Source organism: Aminipila butyrica, from assembly GCF_010669305.1.
Lineage (GTDB): Bacteria > Bacillota > Clostridia > Peptostreptococcales > Anaerovoracaceae > Aminipila > Aminipila butyrica.
Genome location: NZ_CP048649.1, coordinates 2,911,120 through 2,929,430, shown reverse-complemented (window position 1 = coordinate 2,929,430; position 18,311 = coordinate 2,911,120). Strand labels below are relative to the sequence as shown.

Here is an 18,311-nt window from a genome sequence, read left to right as displayed (position 1 = left end):
AATGGTAGAACAATAATTTTGCAGGAGGGAACACAGGAGGGAATCATGAAAAAATTATTATGTGCCGTGATGGCATTTACACTGCTGGCATCAGCGGTATCCATATCCACTGCTACACCGGCGTATGCCGGGACCAGTGACAGCACTCAGCTGAAAAATGCCATTGCAGCGGTGAAAACGGTGGTGGAGATACCAGATACCATGAGTGAGTTTAGTTATTATTACGATGAAGATGCCGAAGAAGGAAGCAGCATACAGCTGAGCTGGTCTGACAAGGAGGACAGCTCTAGTGCATCAGCTACGGTTACCGACCAGGGTGTGATTACGGCCTTATATTACTTTGTACCGGAGTTTCAGTCTAACGGTCTGGCAAAAGTGACCAAGGAACAGGCTCAGAAGGTAGCAGATGGCTATTTGCCTAAACTTCTGCCCAGTGCAGCAGGTACCTTCAAGCTGGAGGACAGTTCCGCTGACACCTATTCCAGAGACTATAACTTTATGTACCGAATGTATGTCAACGGTCTGCCTTGCGACTTTATCTATACCAACATCGGTATCAATAAGTATACCGGCACGCTGAGCAGCTATAATCTTAACGCAGAGGCTAAAGATTTAGCTGTCGCAGACTACCCGTCCAAAGATCCGGCACTGGATAAGAGCCAGGCAGAGCAAATCTACCTGACAGAACTCGGGCCAAAATTAAAATACCTGTCCAACTACGACTATACGAAAAAGAAGTTAAAAGTTTTCGCAGCCTATGAGACGGATAACACGAATCGGGCTATCGATGCCAATAGCGGCAAGGTCATCAAACTGTACCAAAACTATACCTTATACCGCTATGGCACGAAAAATGCCGGGGCAGAATCCATGAAGGCGGATGGTGCTGCCGATCAGATTAAGTATACGGAAGAGGAGCTCAAAGAGATTCAACGGACTCAAAACCTGCTGGATAAAACTCAGGCAGACCGCACCGCCAGAGCTTTGGTCGGCACCATTGGCAGTCAGAAACTCCAGTCCACCAGCCTGCGGCAGGATTGGGGCCCAAATCAAGAATACCTGTGGTATTTAAATTATGAGAAAGATTTTGTTATCTTAGATGGAAAGACGGGAACCCTAATTAGTTTCAGTTCCAGCTCTGACAGTGAATCTAAAAATGACGTCGGACTAGAAAAGGCTAAGGGGATTGCTGAAGGCTACTTGAACAAGGTAGCTGCCGACAAGCAGAGCCAAGTAACTTGGACTAACGAAAACACGATGGATAGTCGTTACGGTTCTTATACCTTTACCTATACCAGACAAGTAGGAGCGGTGAATTTTGATTCCAATCAGATTTCCATTTCTGTGGATAAGGCTACCGGCAAGCTTCTTTCCTATTCCATGACTTGGTATGATAAGGCTGAATTCCCGGCACTAGAAGGAGCCATTCAACAGAAGAAGGCCCTGGAAGTGGCTGATCAGCTTGGGGACTTCAATTTAGTTTACAAGAAAGATGCCGAGGGCAAGGTTGTTTTGGTTTACGACTTCCAGAAAGAAGGCAATTTTATCCTGGACGCGTTCAAAGGCACTCGGCTAGATTATAGGGGAGAAGCCTACAAAGATTCTGTTCAGGACAAAACCTACACCGACATTGCTGGAAATTGGGCTGAAAGTATCATTTTACAGTTGAAGAATAATGGATATTACCTGGAGGGTGATACCTTCGCACCAAAAGCAGCCACTACTCAGGTTGAATTTTTCCGCTATCTCTATTCCCCGGAACAGAGCTACTATGCCGATGATGAAGATTTTTACAAGATGCTTTTAGATCGGAAGATTATCACCAAGGCGGAGATCAATGCTAAAGCTAATATTACCAGACAAGAGGCCGCTAAGTTTGTCGCCCGTTATCTCGGCATCGACAAGCTGGCAAAGCAGTCTGCTGTGTTTAAGAACATGTACACAGACAAGGTTGCCCAGGAATACTTGGGGTATGCTTCGGCCGCTTATGCGCTGGGCATCATGAAGGGGGACACGAAGGGCCGCTTTAACGGAAGTGCGGTGCTGACCCATGCCGAAACCGCCGCCCTGCTTTTAAACACCCTTAATCAGTCAGAATAGGTGGAGCAGGAAAATATGTCACATAACGTATAAATGGCCTGTCAGACAAAGACTTGTTTCGAGAAAAAAGACTTGGAAACAAGTCTTTTTTTGCGCAGCGGGGAGAAATTCCGAGGAGCGGGAAGAAAACCCGCAGAAAAAATAGAACATTTCCGGGCATCCACTACAGGTTCGGACAAATTTTACCAACCCCCTCTGGCTATAATGGAACAATACGGGAATATTGGACAAATGATGGAAAAATATCGGGGGTGTCGTAATGGAAATGGTAAGATCACGGGAAAAGGTTGCCGCAGGGTTGGTGCAAATTTCTGGACTAGCGGTGATGTCCTTTCTGGTGTGCAGGGTTGTCGTTTTAAACAGCATGTTTCCCTGCGGAATAGCGCTGGTGACGGTGCTCATGTACCGTAATCGGTTAAATTTATATTTGCTGCTGCCAATGGTTTTAGGGAGCATTACTTATTATGGAAGTAACTATTTGTTTTATGGGGATATGACGGCTATGGTGCTATGTGCAGCGGCCTTTGCACTTTTCCGCAATCGACGGATTGAATTACCTGCACGGGGCGTTATCGCCGGTATCTTAACGGTCACTTGCAACTGCGCCTACTACATACTACAGCACATGTCTTATCGGCTGAGCATTTTTACTTTGCTGACAGAAGTCATGCTCATTTTCGTGCTCATCTTCGTATTTAATAGTTTTTTCTCTTTTGTAAAGCTGGTTCGTCATCGAGAAATTCATGTGGGTCAGCGGAGTGAGCTTGGAGTGGAAAAGGCGGTAGGTGCTGCTGCCTCCGTAGGGGTTCTGCTGCTAAGCGGGACAGGCCTGTGGGCTTTGGATCCGACTAAACTATCTTTGCCGCTGATTGGGGCTTTGTTTGTCACGCTGCTGGGCGGTTATGCTGGAGGCATCGGGGCTGGACTTATCGCCGGGGCCGGCTCAGCTATAACGTTGGTCCTCTGTACAGGACTTTCCCCTTCGGTGGTGATGGTCTTTCTGGCCGGGGGGTTTACCGCCGGGGTATTTTCTCAGGAAAGCCGCTTCATGGGTGCCATCTGTTTTAGCGGCGCCTGTTTGGTGTTAGGCATGATCACGGCTTATCCGGAACTATCCCTGCCTCCTTATGAGCCCCTGGCAGCTTCGGCTATTTTGGCGTTGATTCCCCGAAGGTATCTGTTAGAAGTCAAGGGAGTACTTTCAGCTATTAGCAAAGACCAAGGTCATGAGGATCTGGAGAATAAGCAGCAGATTGTGAAGGTTCTGGACAAGCATTATCGAACTTACGATCGGTTGGCCAACCTGTACGGCAACGCCAGGAGCAATCGGGCCATCATTGCCTATCAGTTTCGGGGCATGGCTCAGGTGACGGAAAGCCTAAGAGGAGAAATTGAATCCTTGAACCGAGGAACTTCCTGGATTGAACCGCAGCCTAAGTTTCGAGTTCGGGCAGGACATGCTTCTTACGGCCAGGTAGCAGGAATCTCCGGGGACAGTTTTCAATATAAGGATATTTCAGGAGAGGAATTTGGCATCCTTATCAGCGACGGCATGGGTAAAGGGCAGGCCGCCTCAGCAGAGAGCACGTTGGCTGTGTCTACGCTAATGGATTTAATCGGCTCTGGATTCGATGTGAAGCTGGCATTAAAGACCGTCAACAACATTTTGCTCCAGCAAGAAGGGCAAGAAATTTTTTCTACTGTAGACCTAGCCTTGATTGACCGCATGGGAGGAAAATTGCGGCTCTTTAAAATTGGAGCGGCGGCAACCTTCATCAAGCGAGGGGATAAAGTGGCGGTGGTGAAGATGGCAGCATTGCCTATGGGCATCGTTGATGGTCTGCATGTGGATTTCATCAATCTGCGTTTGCGGGCAGGAGACCAGATTATTATGATCTCTGATGGGGTATCCGATGCCAATCGGCAGGATTTGGAGATGGATTGGCTAAAAGATGTCATTCGTGCTATCAAATCTTCCGACCCACAGACTATTTCCGACTTGATTATGAACCGGGCAGTGGAAGCCTATGGCATACGAGAACGGGATGATATGACGGTGGTTACCGCCGTTTTAGAGTAAGATATGTAAATCCTTAGAAAAACATCAACAAAGGCTTGTAGTATGGTAGAATAAGGGAAAAAAGGAGTGTGGATGTCTATGAAGAGAAGCAGATCATTCCGGCTGTGGGCCGGTGCGCTGGCCTTGGGGATTCTGGTCAGCAGTACAATTCTCAGTTATGGCACGGCAGCATCGGTAAAATCAGCGGGATTTGGATCAGCAGCTACTGCCACCGTGATAACTACCAATGAAGGGGCTGTCTATGAAAAACCACTGCCTAGGAATCAGATTCTTTATTCTCAAATTGGGGACAAGCTGGCAGAGTTGAAAAGTAAGAGTGGCGGCACGATGGACTATCAAATCATTGGTCAGAGTCATCAAGGACGAGATCTCTATTTGGTCACACTCACCGATAAGGAAGGCATGAAAAGGCTGCAAAAATATCAGGATTTTATGAAAGAGGCAGTTCAGCAGCCGCAGGCTGCCATAGACTACATCAGTAAAACCGGGGATTACAAGATCCCAGTCTTTTTCAACGCCTCTATTCATGGCAATGAGACACCTGGAGTTGATGGCGTGTTAGCTCTGATCGAGAAGCTCACCACTGACAAGAGTACGTCGGTTCAGCAGATTTTAAAAAACTGTGTGGTCCTGATTAATGTAGTTCAGAATCCAGACGGAAGAGCTTCTGGAGGCAGAGAGAATGGGGCGGGCATCGACTTAAACCGAGATTATATCACCCAAAGCCAGCCAGAGACACAAGCAGTAGTCAAAAACGTGGCCACCGCTTGGTATCCCACAACAATGTTAGATCTCCACGGATTCATGGGGTCGGATAATATCTTACTAGAGCCTTGCACCATTCCCCATAATCCCAATTATGAATACGACCTGTTAGCAGCCAGTTTGCTGCCTCACGCAAAATACATGGCTACAGCAATAACTGAAACCACCGGTTGGGATGTGGATATTCCTGCGGAAATCTGGGAAGACGGATGGGATGATTATCCGCCGATTTTCACTCCGCAATATTTTATGTATTTTGGCACCGTGAGTCATACGCTGGAGATTAAGTTTGCCGATCAGGAAAGCATCAATGCTGATTTTGCTGCCTGTTATGGCGCTTTGGAATATGCGGTGGCAAATAAGCCCCAACTGATGAAAAATCAATTTGAAATCTATAAAAGAGGGGTCCAAGGCATAGATGTGGAGAAAGATGTGGACTTCCCTTATGCCTATGTAATTCCAGTGAACCAAGATCAGCAGAAAGATGTCTATGAAGCCTATCGGATGGTTCAGCATTTGCTGAACAACGGCATTACTGTCACGCAGGCTTCGGCTTCCTTTACGGCGGGGGGCGTGAACTATCCGACGGGAACTTTTATTGTGCCCATGAATCAAGGACTTCGAGGGCTGGCTAATACCATGTTGTGGGAAGGAGAAGACGTGACCAAACTGGCCAACAAGATGTACGACATCTCGGCCTATTCGTTTCCTCTCTTAAACGGCTTTGACGCACCCGCCGTACAGGCTGTCTTTCAAGCCGATACCCAGAATGTGGCAGATGTAAATCTGCCGGTGGGAAGCTATAGCGAGGGAGCTGGAGTCAATTATGCGCTGCCAGTAGAGAACGATCAGGCTTATCTTGCCGCCAATACCTTGGTAAAAGAGGGATTTCGTGTATACCGGTCTAAGGATATGGCGGGAATCTATCCCGCAGGGACCTTTATTATTCCAGTTCAGAAAGGGGTAGATCAGCGGTTGAAGGAGCTGGTGGGTCAGCATCTGATTCAGGTGTCCGGCATCGGTGCCACCAAAGCTACCTTGCAGCCAGTGTTACTGAAAAAGACGGCTGTGGTAGAGGAAGATGGCGGTACCTACATGGCGATGAAGGAGTTAGGCTTTGATGTGACGGCTATTTCCTATCAAGCGGTAAATCAGGGTTATGATCTGGAGAAAAACGGTTTTGAAGCTTTGGTCTTATCCGGAAGCCAAGGATTATGGACGGATAGCTACGACGCTTCTGGTACTACATGGTCACTGGATGCTAGGGGAATCGCCAGTCTCATCGACTTCGCCCGAAGCCACGATTACATTGGCGCCGGTTATGCCGGAGCCCAGTTGAGTGAGGAAACGAGCAAGTTGGGCGTAGTCATGGGCCATATTGGAGGAGATGAGTATCAGACGGCGGAAAACGGCATCTGCACCGTTGATGTAAGAAGTCAAGACCCCATCGGTTATGGCTATGGTAAAGACGAGACTGTCTTTGCCTTTAAGCCTCTTTGGGTGGCGGCTATCAACCACCAGCATAAGGGCGGAATGGCCGTAAGTGCCAGCTATGGAACGGGAGCAGATATGTACAAGGCCGGATTCTGGAATCAGCCTCAGCAGATTGCTGGAGCTTACGCCGTGGTGCACGATGAAAACCCGGATTACGATGCCGTGTTGTTCGGCATTGTGCCTACCTTCCGCTATTACAATCATGCGACAAATGGCTTGATGGCCAATGCGATGTATTACTTGGGGTATGACAGGAAGTAGAGCAATTAATCTAAGGCATCATTTTACGTAGTAAAAAAGTGGCTGTTGCACTAAAATGCAACAACCATTTTTTTTATGAATGCTTACTTTACCCATTCCCAGTCCGTCAACCACTTGTTGTATGTGATAGACCATAAACGTTTTTGCCCTTTTCCGTTTACTGTCCGAAAGCGCCATTCTGTTTCAGCGGCGCGAAGAGAAATAATTTTACTATTTTCAGTGGGCGTATTTAACTCTAATGAAGAGGCGTAGACCATATTGTTTTCATTTAAAATACAGTTTGCAGAAGAGAGAAGTAGACCAACTATTAGATAGGCAAAAACTTTTTTGCGTTTCATAAATAAATTCCTCCTTGTTCAATAAATTATTGCTTGATAGGTAGTGATAGAAATGGTTCTTCAGAAATATCGGTAATATTAAATTGATACTGATTGTTAACGTATAATGAATAAGTACCATCGCTGTTATTTTTTATGTATGCATTTTCTGCTGAGATGGAAAAAGATTGCTCATATCCGGCTTCAACTGTAGGTTCATATGCCGGTTGAAGAACAAACATATATGAAACCAAAAAAAGCAGAAAAATCGTAACATATACCAAAATCGAAGAAACTTTTCTCTTTTTTGTAGGTTGATTATCCAAGACCAGCATAAATCTTTGTTCAATTTTTTTCATATTATTCGTACTTACTAAAAAGGACATAGTAGGAAGTTTGTCGTATTCAGAATTTTCTTTTAGGCTCAGCTGGAATTTAATAATTTTTGTAATACTTTTTAAATATTCTAATCGGTTGTCATCACTCATCTGATTAGTAAGCTTTAAGTCACAACGGATTTCTAATATATGATTCAAATTTACTTTTAAAATATAGATAAAGGGATTCCACCAGAATATTATACTGATTAAGCACATGTATAGCTTAATCCAAGTATCTTTATTTAAAAAATGGTTCCATTCATGTAACAGTATGCTTTGTAGCTCTGCATCTGTAAAGGAAATATCGGGCAAAAAAATGGTAGGTTTAAAAAAACCTGTAACCATGGGAACGGTAATCCACGAGGCCCGAATAAACTTTACTTTAGTGTTCTGTTGTGCTGTTTCCTGAATCTGCTTTAGGCAGGAAAGAAGTTGTTTATCCTGTGTTTCTTCTCCAGTACGTATAATTTTCATTAACTGAATAGATTGTCGCATATATACCTGTAAAAAATATATACTTCCTAATGCCCACAAAATCATAAGTAGATTTAATAAAGAAAGATCAATTCCATTATTCCAGATAGAGAACCTAGAGATAGTTAAAAAATCGATAATAGTTGGAAAAATCCACACCGAATGTATAACAAATGTAATGGGAAGTTCAAAAGAGCAAAGCAAGCGAAAAAAACATGTAGCAACTAAAAAAAGCAAAGGTGCGAGGCTAAAATTAAGAATAAAACTGCTGCGTAACCGTATAAAAGAAATCATCGCAATAAATATGTTAAACCAAATGACTGACATCATGAAAGAGAAAACTGTAATACCCATTTCTATTTCCTTTTACTCTCCTTTTTTGCCTCTAGTATAGCCTCTAAACGGCTAAGTGTCTCAGCATCCATATCCTCTTCTTCCACCAGGCTTGACACCAAGTTAACAATAGCAGCCGATTTAGAATGAAGATAAGATTTGCTGCTTTTGAAATGAATAATCTGATATTCTTCAGGGGTAACAGCAGCAGAAAAAGTACGTCCGTAATTTTTCCCTGTCTTAACAAAGCCGTCCACCTTAATTGCCCCCTTTTTTAATAGTTGATTAAGCAATATATGAATGGAGCTAGCTTTCCAGGTTCGTTCGGTTGATAATTCTATAATTTGAGAACGTGATAATGGCTGGTTTTCCGACCATAAAAGTTCCATAATTTCCTGTTCATTTTTCGTTAGCGTAAAAGAAGTAGAATTCATAAAAAGCCTCCCTAAAATCGTAGTTTTATATAAAATAGTATAAATTATGCTGATAATGATGTCAATATATATCATATTATAAAATAATGTATTGACAAATTGTAGGAGATTGTATTATTATTTAGTTATAATTTATATTACTGTATAATATGAAAAAAGAATATATAAGGGCCAGCGAGTTGCTGTCAATAGGATTCAATAAAACAGTTTTAACTTTTGCTGATTGAAAAAAGGATAACCTTTATTGCCAGACGAAGTGAGTGCCTTAAGAGGCTTCCGCCTTTCGTCCTGACCAATAAAGAAAATACATTATGTTGGAGACAAATTCTAAGAGTAATAAATATACGTAAAAATTAAATTTATTTAAGCGTCAATGCCGGAAAAGAAGCTTTTGGAGACTGTCCCATATCCGGTTGAGATATAGAATATTGATGATTTGCATAGTTCTCTGGGCTATGACTACATCATATCAGGGGGTGATTTTTAATGTTTTAGATAAGATTTCATTGGGATGGAGATTAGCGAGCACAATTTGCAATCAGGAAGTATAAATTTTATGATGTATAAATAAAAGGGAGAAATGAAGAATGAAAAAAACATTAATACTATTTTTATTAGTTGCAGTAATAACTGGATCCAATCAAATTATTGTATCAGCTAGCAGTGACACACCAATTCCAGTAACATGCGATACAGAAGCCCTTACAGTTAAAGGAAATACTAGTTTTGAAGAATATAGCGTAGACAAAGATGTACTTTCAGAAAAAATTAAAGAAATAAAGACAGATATGGAAGGCGAGAGCATAGATGATACAAGAGCAAGAATTGAAGAAAGTGTACGAGAAGAATATGAAAATGACGAACAATATCTAATGCAAAATGCTGAAAATCCATCAGGAGCAGAAGAAATGATTCAAACAATAATAGATAACAGGATAAATCGTGAAAAAAATCTTGTTAATAAGGATTTATCTAATAGTATTGGTATAAATAGTTTAGCTGCCAACACCAGTAGTAAATGGTCCGTGTCAAATCCTGTTATTTTTAAACAATCGAAAACTTGGAATTGTGGGCCTGCATCAGCATTAATTGCAATAGCTGGTTGGAATGGATATGTAAAGGGAAGTACAAATGCAAAAAAAATGGCCACATTAGAAACAGCAATGGGTTCAAACTCATCAGATGGAACAATGGTATATAAAATGGTCGACGTACTAAATACCTATACTAGTGGATATGCATATAAAAAAGGAAGTCGTTTGGATTCCTGGGATTTTATGGTATCTATTGAAGACAGTGTTGCCAAGGATAAGGCACCAATCCTACATGCTAAAACGAAATATCTGGATTACTATAACGGACATAATACAGGACATTATATTGCAATTGTAGCAGATGATAGCAAATATACAACGGTTACGCTTCATGATACTAATAGGGATGACGCTTATTATGGAGCACATGAAGTTCCCATGTCGCAAGCTCATGATGCTGTCAGCGCAACAGAGCGCTATCTAATCTCAGCAGCATTATAATAAAGGTTACCTAGTTAAAGTGAGAAGAGGGGGTATTTCCTCTTCTCATAAATATGGAGGAAGATGATGCACAAGACTATTTTTTGTATATTTACGCTTCTTTTAATTATAGTGTTTAATAGTTGCGGGCAGAATGAAAAGCAAACATCTTATTATTCAAAAATCAATTCTTTTAATTACGAAAATGTACAAATGTCAAGACATATAGAAGACGAATCTTTAAACAAAGAAATTACCATTATAGAGCATGAAATCGATCTAACGACGGAGGATACAGGGTGCATAACAGCGATAGGAAGGAAAATCTATTATCAGAAATCCATTCCGTTGAATATGAGTAATGCAGATGTCAAAACAAAAATATATGAATATGATTCAGAAGCTGATCATGAGAAACTAATTTATGAAATATCTGATAAGAAGGGAATGCAACTCAATGAGTTACTTGCGGTTAACAAAGCATTATTTTGGGTTTTGGATCATAATGGGAAGAGGGAAATTCAAAAATATGATTTAGAAACTGACCAAATAGAAATTATTAAAACTTTATCAGACGATATAGGCCCAATACTTTTGGCTACAGATGGGGATTTTTTAACGTGGTATGAAACTGCCAGTAAAAATACTACCTTATATGTATATGACATAAGTAATAATAAAATGGATTTACTCAGTGATAAGATTAATAACACATCCATGTTTAATCGTGCACTAGTAAACGATGGAATAACTGCATTTACGACTTTGCAGGATAATAAAAAGGTTATTCAAGTTTTTGATATAAAATCAATGAAGACTTTATATCAAATTCAATCCGATAAGCCTGTTGTATTTCCTGCTGCTAATGATAAGTATTTAGTGTTTACTATAAAAAAAGGTGAAAACATAATGGAACAAATATATGTTTACGATTTAGGTAAGAATATTTTGACCGAATTAGATATAGACAATATAAGTGTTTTTTCTTTTGATATAGCTGATAATATAGTTTATTTGAATGATAATAAGGCAGGAGCAATATGGGGCATAAATATAGAAAAGCAGACAGAAACAAAACTTATTGAAAATTTGGGAGAGCGGCATGTTTTTACTTTGGGAAGGGCAATTCAAAATAAAAGCTATATAACTATGGAAACAGATTTTAAGAAAGGAACGGATAAAATAATATATATGGTAAGGTAATTTTAAAAAAATCTTAGTGACATAGATTGGACTTATGTCAGCAACATGCTGGTACAAAGGAATGAAAAGATGGCTATCAGTCCTGCTCCGTTTATATATAGAGACATTTAAAATATTTCTCTATATAATAATTGCTATTACCTGTGAGACCGTTTCAAAGTTTGGTAAATCTCTTGGTTGATGTAAGCTAAATATAGCAGCCAGGAGGTTTTTAAATGGCAAGAAGAAGTGAAAGTCCAGAGGAGAAAAGAAGATAGGACTTAGGCGGGGATTACATAATGTGGTATTTTCAATAAGGAGTTGCGCACAGATGATTTGCGAATCTACCTGTGTGCAACCTTTTTCCGTTTTGTGACAACAGCTTGGATAGTTTCAAGGTAGAATGAAAAAGGAGGAAGCTATTTTGGAGGACTTAAATTAGAATGAAGAGAAAATCTTTTGTGCAAGGTGCTGTCGTTCTTGGCAGTGCAGGGGTGCTTATTAAACTGATGGGGGCATTTTTCCGTATTCCCTTGGGAAATCTTATTGGGACAGAGGGCATGGCATATTATCAAATGTCCTATGCCTTTTATGTTTTGTTTTTGACTTTGTCCACAGCGGGCATTCCAATTGCGATTTCGCAGATGGTGTCAGAACGCGTTGCTGTAGGCCGCTATTATGAAGCTCATCGCATATTTCGTATATCTTTAATCTGGTTGCTTTGCGTAGGCGTTCTGTCTGCCGCCGCTCTATTTTTCGGAGCTGAGAAGATTGCTCAGTTGGTAAATTTAGAGCAAGTAGAATATTCGCTTATAGCCATCGCTCCAGCACTGATTTTTGTTCCAATAATGGCTGCTTATCGAGGCTATTTTCAAGGCAGGCAGGATATGCATCCAACAGCGGTTTCTCAAGTAACAGAACAATTATTTCGGGTTGTTGCTGGACTTAGTCTTGCATATATACTCTTGCATAAAGGAAAGGCCTTTGCCGCTGCAGGTGCCTCATTTGGAGCTACCGCAGGGGCTGTTGGCGGCTTTGGATGTATGATAATTTTATATTTCCTAGCAAGAAAGAAGCTATGGGGAGATATTCGGCGCACCAGATATCGTGGAAAAGCAGAGTCTGCAACCTCTATTTTGCGTAAAATTCTTCTCATTGTAATCCCTGTTGCTATTGGTGCTTCAATTATGCCGATTATGAATGCTATCGATTCAGTTATGGTTTTAGGGAGATTACAGGATGCAGGCTGGAGCAATGGAGAAGCAAAGGCCCTATATGGGCAGCTTACTGGATTTGCAGGCTCTTTGATCGGCTTGCCGCAAGTGTTTACACAGGCTGTAGCGATGAGCTTAGTTCCAGCTATAACCGTGGCTTATCAGCAAAAAGACACTACTTTTTTGCACTACAATCTGAAATTAAGCTTTAGGATAGCTATGCTTGTCGGTCTTCCATGCGCATTTGGGATGATGACTTTATCCGAGCCAATTATGGTATTGCTTTATCCATTCCAAAAGGCTAGTGCAGTTGGAGCGGCATCCTGCCTTTTTGTCATGGCTTTTGGGATCATTTTTCTCTCCACTGTTCAGACCTTGACGGGAGCCTTACAGGGATTGGGAAAACCAATGATACCTGTGAGAAATCTCTTTATTGGAGCTATCGTTAAAGTTATACTGACGTATATCCTTACGGGATTTTATGAAATTAATGTAAAGGGAGCCGCTATAGGAACAGTGACTGCATATATTGTAGCATCAATATTAAATATCTGTGCGGTGAAACGTTTGTCGGGTGTATCATTTGATGTGGTGCTGACATATGTGAAACCTATTGCATCAACCCTTGCAATGGGAGCAGTAGCTTGGTTCAGCTACCATATTTCATATGGATATTTAGGGAATACGTTTTCCACTATAATTGCCATTATACTTGGCATAGTGGTCTACAGCACAATGATTCTTATGACAAAGGCAATTACTGATGAAGAATTGCGTCTGCTGCCTAAAGGAACAAAAATTGCCGGAATGGCAAATAAATTTTCTAAAAAATAATATAAGCGAAGCAAGCCTAACACAGAAGTCTCTGATACAAAGAATAGTGTAGAATTTTACTTAGCCTTTGACGGCTTTAGGTAAAAAAGATGTCAAAAAATTTGACTCGCTATCAATTAAAATCAATAGCATTAATATCTATGATTGTGTCCTAGATTCTAGAGAGTAAAATTACATTATTTGTAGGAGTAAAATTTATAGAACGCAAGAAGGATATATTTCATAGGGAAATATATCCTATGAAATAGGAAATAGAGTATGAGCAAGAATTATATTGAGGAAGTTTTGTTAGTTATTTTTATTATCGGTTTTATGTCATATTTGGATGAAAGAAACCTAAATTTATTTGATGTTACTAAAATACTTTCATTTATGCCAGTATTGTTGATTGGTATGCTTGTCTATATTTTTATAGACAAGCATAGAAAAAATAAAGACTAAAATATCAAAGTATTATTATAACTGATGTTTTGTTAAATCAAGTGCGCTACTTTGTGTAGAGATGTTTTCCAACCTAAGTATTTTCTTCGTCTAGAGTTGGTGAGAGAATACAATAAAATAAAATATCCTGGTACTAGGCATCTTTGAGTCGTACCAGGATATTTTCTCTATAATTCGAAAAGTCGCTTACTTGAAGATATCTTTTTACTCATTTATTGCTTTAAAGGGCAAACAAAGTATACTGTTTATGTAGAAAAAATAGTGATAGCGCATTAGTAGTCAGGGCTAAAAGGATTACCAAAATGTACGCTAACATTAGAGTAGGGGTAGGGAAAAGTACTACTTCACTTCTCGTAACATTCATTTGTTTTATGTGGATTGTTATTCAGCCTCAATCACTATCTAGCAAAGTTTTGTATTGATTAGTATCATTAAATTCTGCTGTGAAACTTACCGGTATATCTCCAACATTTTCTATTCGTATCGGGTTGCCGTCATTAAGTTTTTTAATTATGATTTCAAAGGAGTTATTTTTATCTAATGTAATTTCAAAATCTTGTTTATCGCTTTTAATTTTATATATATTATCTTTGATTTTTTCATATGTTCCTTTATCAACTTCCCTATTATCTATATATTCTACAAAACTACTGTCATCTTCTTGAAATGACAGTAAAACTACATTGTCAGATTCTTTTACTTCACTTTGGTAGCTGCCTTTTAAAATCACTTTTTCGTTAGCTGTACATCCATAAAAAGTAAGGAATATAATTAAAAGTAAGATAATGAGCATTTTTTTCATAATTTTTATCATCCCTTTCGATTCGCTCAGGCACAAACAAGTGCGATATTGAGTCCGGACTCTTATCATTGGTAATAAACCCTGTTCATTTTTTGTCAGCACGAAGGAATTTGAATTTATAAAAGAGCCTCCATAAAATCGTAGTAGAATATAAAATACTATAAATTATGTTAATAATAATGTCAATATATATAATGATGTATTGACAAAATACAACTAATTATACTATTATATAATCATATTAAATATTACCATATAATTAAAAAAATGAATACATAATAAAAGATAATGGTAATCAAAGATTCATATACAAATCTGGAGGTAACAATATTTATATAATTTAAGTGTCAAGAAAAAACAAGTTATATGCGAGATTGCGTATTAGGAAGGACGTAACATGTTTAAAATGAATATAAAAAAATTAATAGTTATAATTTTCTTTTCTATTTTTATTCTACTACTCTTATGCTTCCTTTTCTTTAAAATCAATGCAGGTTTATCACAAAAAGAAATCGACCAAAAGCTTGAAGCGAATCGCGATTTAATAAACCAGTTAATATCTGATAAAGAAACAGAAAGAGAAGATTATAGTAATAGTTTGACGTTTATAACAGATGAAGAAAGTAAGACGATTATACCACAAACAACAGATTCAAGTATTAGTGGGCCGACAACAGATACTTTTACTATAGAGGATGATGTTTCATTACCTCACATATTAGATAATAATGATAAAGCCTACTACTTAAATTTTAAATCTAGTTCTTGGCATTTGGAAAAAGGGGACACTTTAGAAATTGAAATTTATGCTGACGAAGACTATTTTAATAGCCCAGGGAGTCTAATATTCGGATATTGTTTAAATAAACAAGAAACATCCATTGAGCAGTTTAGAATTAATAAATATAAAAAGATTACTTTTAAGGCATCAACACCAGGGGATTATAGCTTCTATTTACACTGCGTGTCCTCTGATCCAATTATAATAGAAGGTGTAGTTATAAAATAGTGTTATATTAGAAAGGAAGAACTATGAACATTAGGAAAAACTTTATTGCTATGTTAGCAATAATTTTAACTATTACATGTATGCCAATGGCATCTTTTGCAGATTCAGATGCTGGTTCTGAAGTTGAAATGCAAAAAGGCAAAATAATAATGATTCATGATGGAAAAATTACAACAATTGATATGCGAAATGTAATCATTTTTGATGAAAATGGAAATATAGTTCCAAGAACAAGAGCCGATTGGCAGTTTAATACTAGTGTAACTTTAAAAAATGGTTATGGTGCATTAATTACAGCAGAGCCTGTTTACTATTCAGCTAGTCCAATTACTATGTATGCAAGCTGCTCTGTTGGAAAAGTGACTGGATTACAAGGGGAAGCTAGGCTCGTTGAAGACAGTAATTCTGAAATAATGGGCAAATTTAAAGCCACAAAAGGAACATGGTATGGAAAATTGAAATATAATTTAGGTTGGGTAGGAAATACACTCTTATATATAAGAAATGCAAGTTCTGATACAATTACTGTAGATTCAGTAACTTATGATTTTTAAGAAGAGACACTTGGAATAGTTGTCAATACTGATTAGATAAAAATGTAATTATTCCTCTTTGGTGTTGAGATGCAATAAAATAATATTAAAAAAAATAAACAAGAAATAAATTTAAAAGACGAAAATATAAATTTTATAAATATTTACATTTTCGTCTTTTGGCTATATTGTATTTATTGAATATGCCCAAATTATATTTACACCGCATAAATTATCCGCAGTTCATTTAGTAGATGACATCATTGAGTTTAGAAAACTTGCCGGAACAAGTAGTAAGGGAACGGGCCTCGAAGGCATTATTATAGGAGGGAGAAAAATCAGCTGCAAAGGAACTAATTAAATAGAAGTAATATTAGGAATTCCTACACCGGCAATAGGGGAAGGGCATTTCCCTTCTATAGTTTTTCAATGTATGATGATTATTGCCTTAATGCCTATTTTGATGTACAATGGGGAAAAGGTAAATCTTGTAAATGGCTTTTCTATTTTTTTTATCCGCTACATATCTTGGGGTTTTTATATTTCGCATATCTAGTATGGTTGCAGGATATCTTATCTCAAATTGCCAGTTAAAAAGGTTTTAATATCGTTTAACGAAATATTTCAACGAGGTTTGGCTATGCATCAAAAACAAATAATAGAAATATTTAAAATATTGATTTATAAAATAGTTGCTGTTATCGGCGTTTATCTACTCCACATTGCTCTTCGTGATTTAATTCCATATTTCTTTTTACCGATGTGGATGATTATTGTGATTGAATTACTTGGTAATATTGCGCTAGGAATGATATTCGGTTTATTTTTAATGAATGATATAAGACTTCGTTCAAATGTTAAGCAAAACATCATTTCGATTACTATTTTGTTTCTCTTGTCTTTTTATAAGATTTATTACTATTACGTCGCAGTAGGAATGCTCCCCGCGATTCTTTATGATACGACCAAATACTTTCAGTTTGTTTTAGGTATATACGGGTTCTTCTGCTTGAAAAGATATAGGAAGGTCTTTCGATTAAAAAAGCAAGGTAAGGCGCAATGTTTGGAATAATTTATGGGAATCTATTCTCTGCTATCGAAGCGTTCCTAAAGTGCTTATTGTTTATTCTTCCTTTTGTTATGATTCTGTTGTTTTATGCAAGGAGATGCAATTTAAAGATTCCAAAGGCGCACATATTTGGTGATTTGATTTTTGTATATTTGATTATATTTATGCTTGAATTTACTACCTTTTCCTCTCTGGCACGTATTCTTTACATTGGCTTTGAGATACATCCGGAAACCTTTAACTTCATTCCTTTTAATTCTCTAACGACGGATGTATTTCCATATGTTACAAACATCGTTTTATTTTCACCCTTTGGCTTGTTATGTTCAATCCTTTGGGAAAATCAGCGTACCCTGAAGAAGGTAGCCTTTACTGGTTTTATCTTTTCATTAACAATAGAGATAAGTCAAATATTTAATATGAGAATAACAGATGTTGATGACTTACTCATGAATACCATTGGAGCAGGGCTGGGGTATTTGATTTTTAGAGCCATGCAGAAATTTGCTATCATTAAAAATGGCTTTGCATGGGTTAGAAATAGTAAGATGCCTTTTGTTTTAAAACATGAAGTATGGTTTTTAATATATATTGTGTTTGCCTTTGAGGTGTTCGTACTTTCCTATTTGTAAGGCACATGCATTGTTGAGCTAGTAAAAAGGAGTAGTGATAATAATTGAAAAATTTTCTTGTTTTCACGACAATTATTATAGTGGTATTTATAGGTGCAATTATATCTATACTAGTTCAAACAAGTCCTGCATCACTTGATGAAGTGTCAATAAAAAAGGTTTTAGTAAAGGATGAGTCTGTCACCATTTCTGGTGAATTCATATCTAGCTCATCGGTTTATAGGGGGCATACCTTTAAAACGGATGGAGATTCTTTGTATGTAGAGATTAAAAAGTCTTTGCCAAACCTATTACATAAAAATGGTGGATTCTCATTGGTAGTGAGTCTGGACACATCTCCCATCAACAAGGTTTATTTAATGAATGGGGATGATAAATTGTTGATATGGAACAAATCTCTTGTGGATTTATCTCAAAATGAATACACTCATAATAAAAAATGA

At 38.4% G+C, this 18,311-nt stretch carries 16 protein-coding genes; 12 read left to right on the top strand and 4 right to left on the bottom strand.

Annotation, left to right across the window (positions count from 1 at the left end; all coding sequences use genetic code 11):
- Positions 1 to 45: 45 nt before the first annotated feature.
- The 3 genes from Ami103574_RS13835 (at position 46) to Ami103574_RS13825 (ending at position 6,700) form a co-directional block, all read left to right on the top strand.
- On the top strand, positions 46 to 2,100 hold the full coding sequence (locus Ami103574_RS13835; RefSeq protein WP_163067549.1) for an S-layer homology domain-containing protein: 2,055 nt from the start codon (positions 46 to 48) through the stop codon (positions 2,098 to 2,100).
- 259 nt (positions 2,101 to 2,359) lie between these two features.
- On the top strand, positions 2,360 to 4,180 hold the full coding sequence (locus tag Ami103574_RS13830) for a SpoIIE family protein phosphatase (RefSeq protein ID WP_163067548.1): 1,821 nt from the start codon (positions 2,360 to 2,362) through the stop codon (positions 4,178 to 4,180).
- 78 nt (positions 4,181 to 4,258) lie between these two features.
- Positions 4,259 to 6,700, top strand: a complete 2,442-nt coding sequence (locus Ami103574_RS13825; protein ID WP_163067547.1) for a M14 family zinc carboxypeptidase — start codon at positions 4,259 to 4,261, stop codon at positions 6,698 to 6,700.
- Positions 6,701 to 6,783: 83 nt separating this feature from the next.
- Here the strand turns inward: Ami103574_RS13825 and Ami103574_RS13820 are convergent, their stop codons facing one another.
- The 3 genes from Ami103574_RS13820 to Ami103574_RS13810 are packed head-to-tail and all read right to left on the bottom strand — an operon-like array spanning position 6,784 to position 8,638.
- Positions 6,784 to 7,038, bottom strand: a complete 255-nt coding sequence (locus Ami103574_RS13820; RefSeq protein WP_163067546.1) for a hypothetical protein — start codon at positions 7,036 to 7,038, stop codon at positions 6,784 to 6,786.
- A 26-nt stretch (positions 7,039 to 7,064) separates the two neighbouring features.
- Positions 7,065 to 8,225 carry a M56 family metallopeptidase gene (locus Ami103574_RS13815; RefSeq protein WP_163067545.1) on the bottom strand — a complete coding sequence of 387 codons (1,161 nt, stop codon included), beginning with the start codon at positions 8,223 to 8,225 and terminating at the stop codon, positions 7,065 to 7,067.
- A gap of 2 nt (positions 8,226 to 8,227) precedes the next feature.
- Positions 8,228 to 8,638: a BlaI/MecI/CopY family transcriptional regulator gene (locus Ami103574_RS13810; RefSeq protein WP_163067544.1), complete on the bottom strand. Its 411-nt coding sequence runs from the start codon at positions 8,636 to 8,638 to the stop codon at positions 8,228 to 8,230.
- 587 nt (positions 8,639 to 9,225) lie between these two features.
- Here Ami103574_RS13810 and Ami103574_RS13805 point away from each other — a divergent pair.
- From Ami103574_RS13805 to Ami103574_RS13790, 4 genes are all read left to right on the top strand, one after another.
- The gene (locus Ami103574_RS13805; protein ID WP_163067543.1) at positions 9,226 to 10,173 is read left to right on the top strand and encodes a C39 family peptidase; all 948 of its coding nucleotides are present in this window, start codon (positions 9,226 to 9,228) and stop codon (positions 10,171 to 10,173) included.
- A 66-nt stretch (positions 10,174 to 10,239) separates the two neighbouring features.
- The gene (locus Ami103574_RS13800) at positions 10,240 to 11,355 is read left to right on the top strand and encodes a YncE family protein (protein WP_163067542.1); all 1,116 of its coding nucleotides are present in this window, start codon (positions 10,240 to 10,242) and stop codon (positions 11,353 to 11,355) included.
- A 422-nt stretch (positions 11,356 to 11,777) separates the two neighbouring features.
- The gene (locus Ami103574_RS13795) at positions 11,778 to 13,382 is read left to right on the top strand and encodes a putative polysaccharide biosynthesis protein (RefSeq protein WP_163067541.1); all 1,605 of its coding nucleotides are present in this window, start codon (positions 11,778 to 11,780) and stop codon (positions 13,380 to 13,382) included.
- Between the two features lie 258 nt (positions 13,383 to 13,640).
- Complete coding sequence (locus Ami103574_RS13790; RefSeq protein ID WP_163067540.1) at positions 13,641 to 13,823, top strand: hypothetical protein; 183 nt, start codon at positions 13,641 to 13,643, stop codon at positions 13,821 to 13,823.
- A 391-nt stretch (positions 13,824 to 14,214) separates the two neighbouring features.
- Here the strand turns inward: Ami103574_RS13790 and Ami103574_RS13785 are convergent, their stop codons facing one another.
- Positions 14,215 to 14,625 (bottom strand): hypothetical protein, encoded by a 411-nt coding sequence (locus tag Ami103574_RS13785; RefSeq protein WP_163067539.1) that lies wholly within the window; start codon positions 14,623 to 14,625, stop codon positions 14,215 to 14,217.
- Positions 14,626 to 15,022: 397 nt separating this feature from the next.
- Here Ami103574_RS13785 and Ami103574_RS13780 point away from each other — a divergent pair, with 397 nt between their 5' ends.
- The 5 genes from Ami103574_RS13780 (at position 15,023) to Ami103574_RS13760 (ending at position 18,311) form a co-directional block, all read left to right on the top strand.
- Entirely contained in the window at positions 15,023 to 15,634 is a 612-nt protein-coding gene (locus Ami103574_RS13780) for a hypothetical protein (RefSeq protein ID WP_163067538.1), read from the top strand.
- Between the two features lie 23 nt (positions 15,635 to 15,657).
- On the top strand, positions 15,658 to 16,188 hold the full coding sequence (locus Ami103574_RS13775; RefSeq protein ID WP_163067537.1) for a hypothetical protein: 531 nt from the start codon (positions 15,658 to 15,660) through the stop codon (positions 16,186 to 16,188).
- 619 nt (positions 16,189 to 16,807) lie between these two features.
- The gene (locus tag Ami103574_RS13770; RefSeq protein ID WP_163067536.1) at positions 16,808 to 17,239 is read left to right on the top strand and encodes a hypothetical protein; all 432 of its coding nucleotides are present in this window, start codon (positions 16,808 to 16,810) and stop codon (positions 17,237 to 17,239) included.
- Complete coding sequence (locus Ami103574_RS13765) at positions 17,227 to 17,868, top strand: VanZ family protein (RefSeq protein WP_163067535.1); 642 nt, start codon at positions 17,227 to 17,229, stop codon at positions 17,866 to 17,868. Before Ami103574_RS13770 ends, Ami103574_RS13765 begins: the two co-directional genes overlap by 13 nt.
- A 44-nt stretch (positions 17,869 to 17,912) precedes the next feature.
- A complete protein-coding gene (locus Ami103574_RS13760; protein ID WP_163067534.1) occupies positions 17,913 to 18,311 on the top strand; it encodes a hypothetical protein in 399 nt (132 codons plus the stop codon).

Excerpts from the sequence above, each read along its gene's own strand:
- Ami103574_RS13835 (WP_163067549.1), top strand. The coding sequence starts at position 46 with ATGAAAAAATTATTATGTGCCGTGATGGCATTTACACTGCTGGCATCA.
- Ami103574_RS13830 (WP_163067548.1), top strand. The coding sequence starts at position 2,360 with ATGGAAATGGTAAGATCACGGGAAAAGGTTGCCGCAGGGTTGGTGCAA.
- Ami103574_RS13825 (WP_163067547.1), top strand. The coding sequence starts at position 4,259 with ATGAAGAGAAGCAGATCATTCCGGCTGTGGGCCGGTGCGCTGGCCTTG.
- Ami103574_RS13820 (WP_163067546.1), bottom strand. The coding sequence starts at position 7,038 with ATGAAACGCAAAAAAGTTTTTGCCTATCTAATAGTTGGTCTACTTCTC.
- Ami103574_RS13815 (WP_163067545.1), bottom strand. The coding sequence starts at position 8,225 with ATGGGTATTACAGTTTTCTCTTTCATGATGTCAGTCATTTGGTTTAAC.
- Ami103574_RS13810 (WP_163067544.1), bottom strand. The coding sequence starts at position 8,638 with ATGAATTCTACTTCTTTTACGCTAACGAAAAATGAACAGGAAATTATG.
- Ami103574_RS13805 (WP_163067543.1), top strand. The coding sequence starts at position 9,226 with ATGAAAAAAACATTAATACTATTTTTATTAGTTGCAGTAATAACTGGA.
- Ami103574_RS13800 (WP_163067542.1), top strand. The coding sequence starts at position 10,240 with ATGCACAAGACTATTTTTTGTATATTTACGCTTCTTTTAATTATAGTG.
- Ami103574_RS13795 (WP_163067541.1), top strand. The coding sequence starts at position 11,778 with ATGAAGAGAAAATCTTTTGTGCAAGGTGCTGTCGTTCTTGGCAGTGCA.
- Ami103574_RS13790 (WP_163067540.1), top strand. The coding sequence starts at position 13,641 with ATGAGCAAGAATTATATTGAGGAAGTTTTGTTAGTTATTTTTATTATC.
- Ami103574_RS13785 (WP_163067539.1), bottom strand. The coding sequence starts at position 14,625 with ATGAAAAAAATGCTCATTATCTTACTTTTAATTATATTCCTTACTTTT.
- Ami103574_RS13780 (WP_163067538.1), top strand. The coding sequence starts at position 15,023 with ATGTTTAAAATGAATATAAAAAAATTAATAGTTATAATTTTCTTTTCT.
- Ami103574_RS13775 (WP_163067537.1), top strand. The coding sequence starts at position 15,658 with ATGAACATTAGGAAAAACTTTATTGCTATGTTAGCAATAATTTTAACT.
- Ami103574_RS13770 (WP_163067536.1), top strand. The coding sequence starts at position 16,808 with ATGCATCAAAAACAAATAATAGAAATATTTAAAATATTGATTTATAAA.
- Ami103574_RS13765 (WP_163067535.1), top strand. The coding sequence starts at position 17,227 with ATGTTTGGAATAATTTATGGGAATCTATTCTCTGCTATCGAAGCGTTC.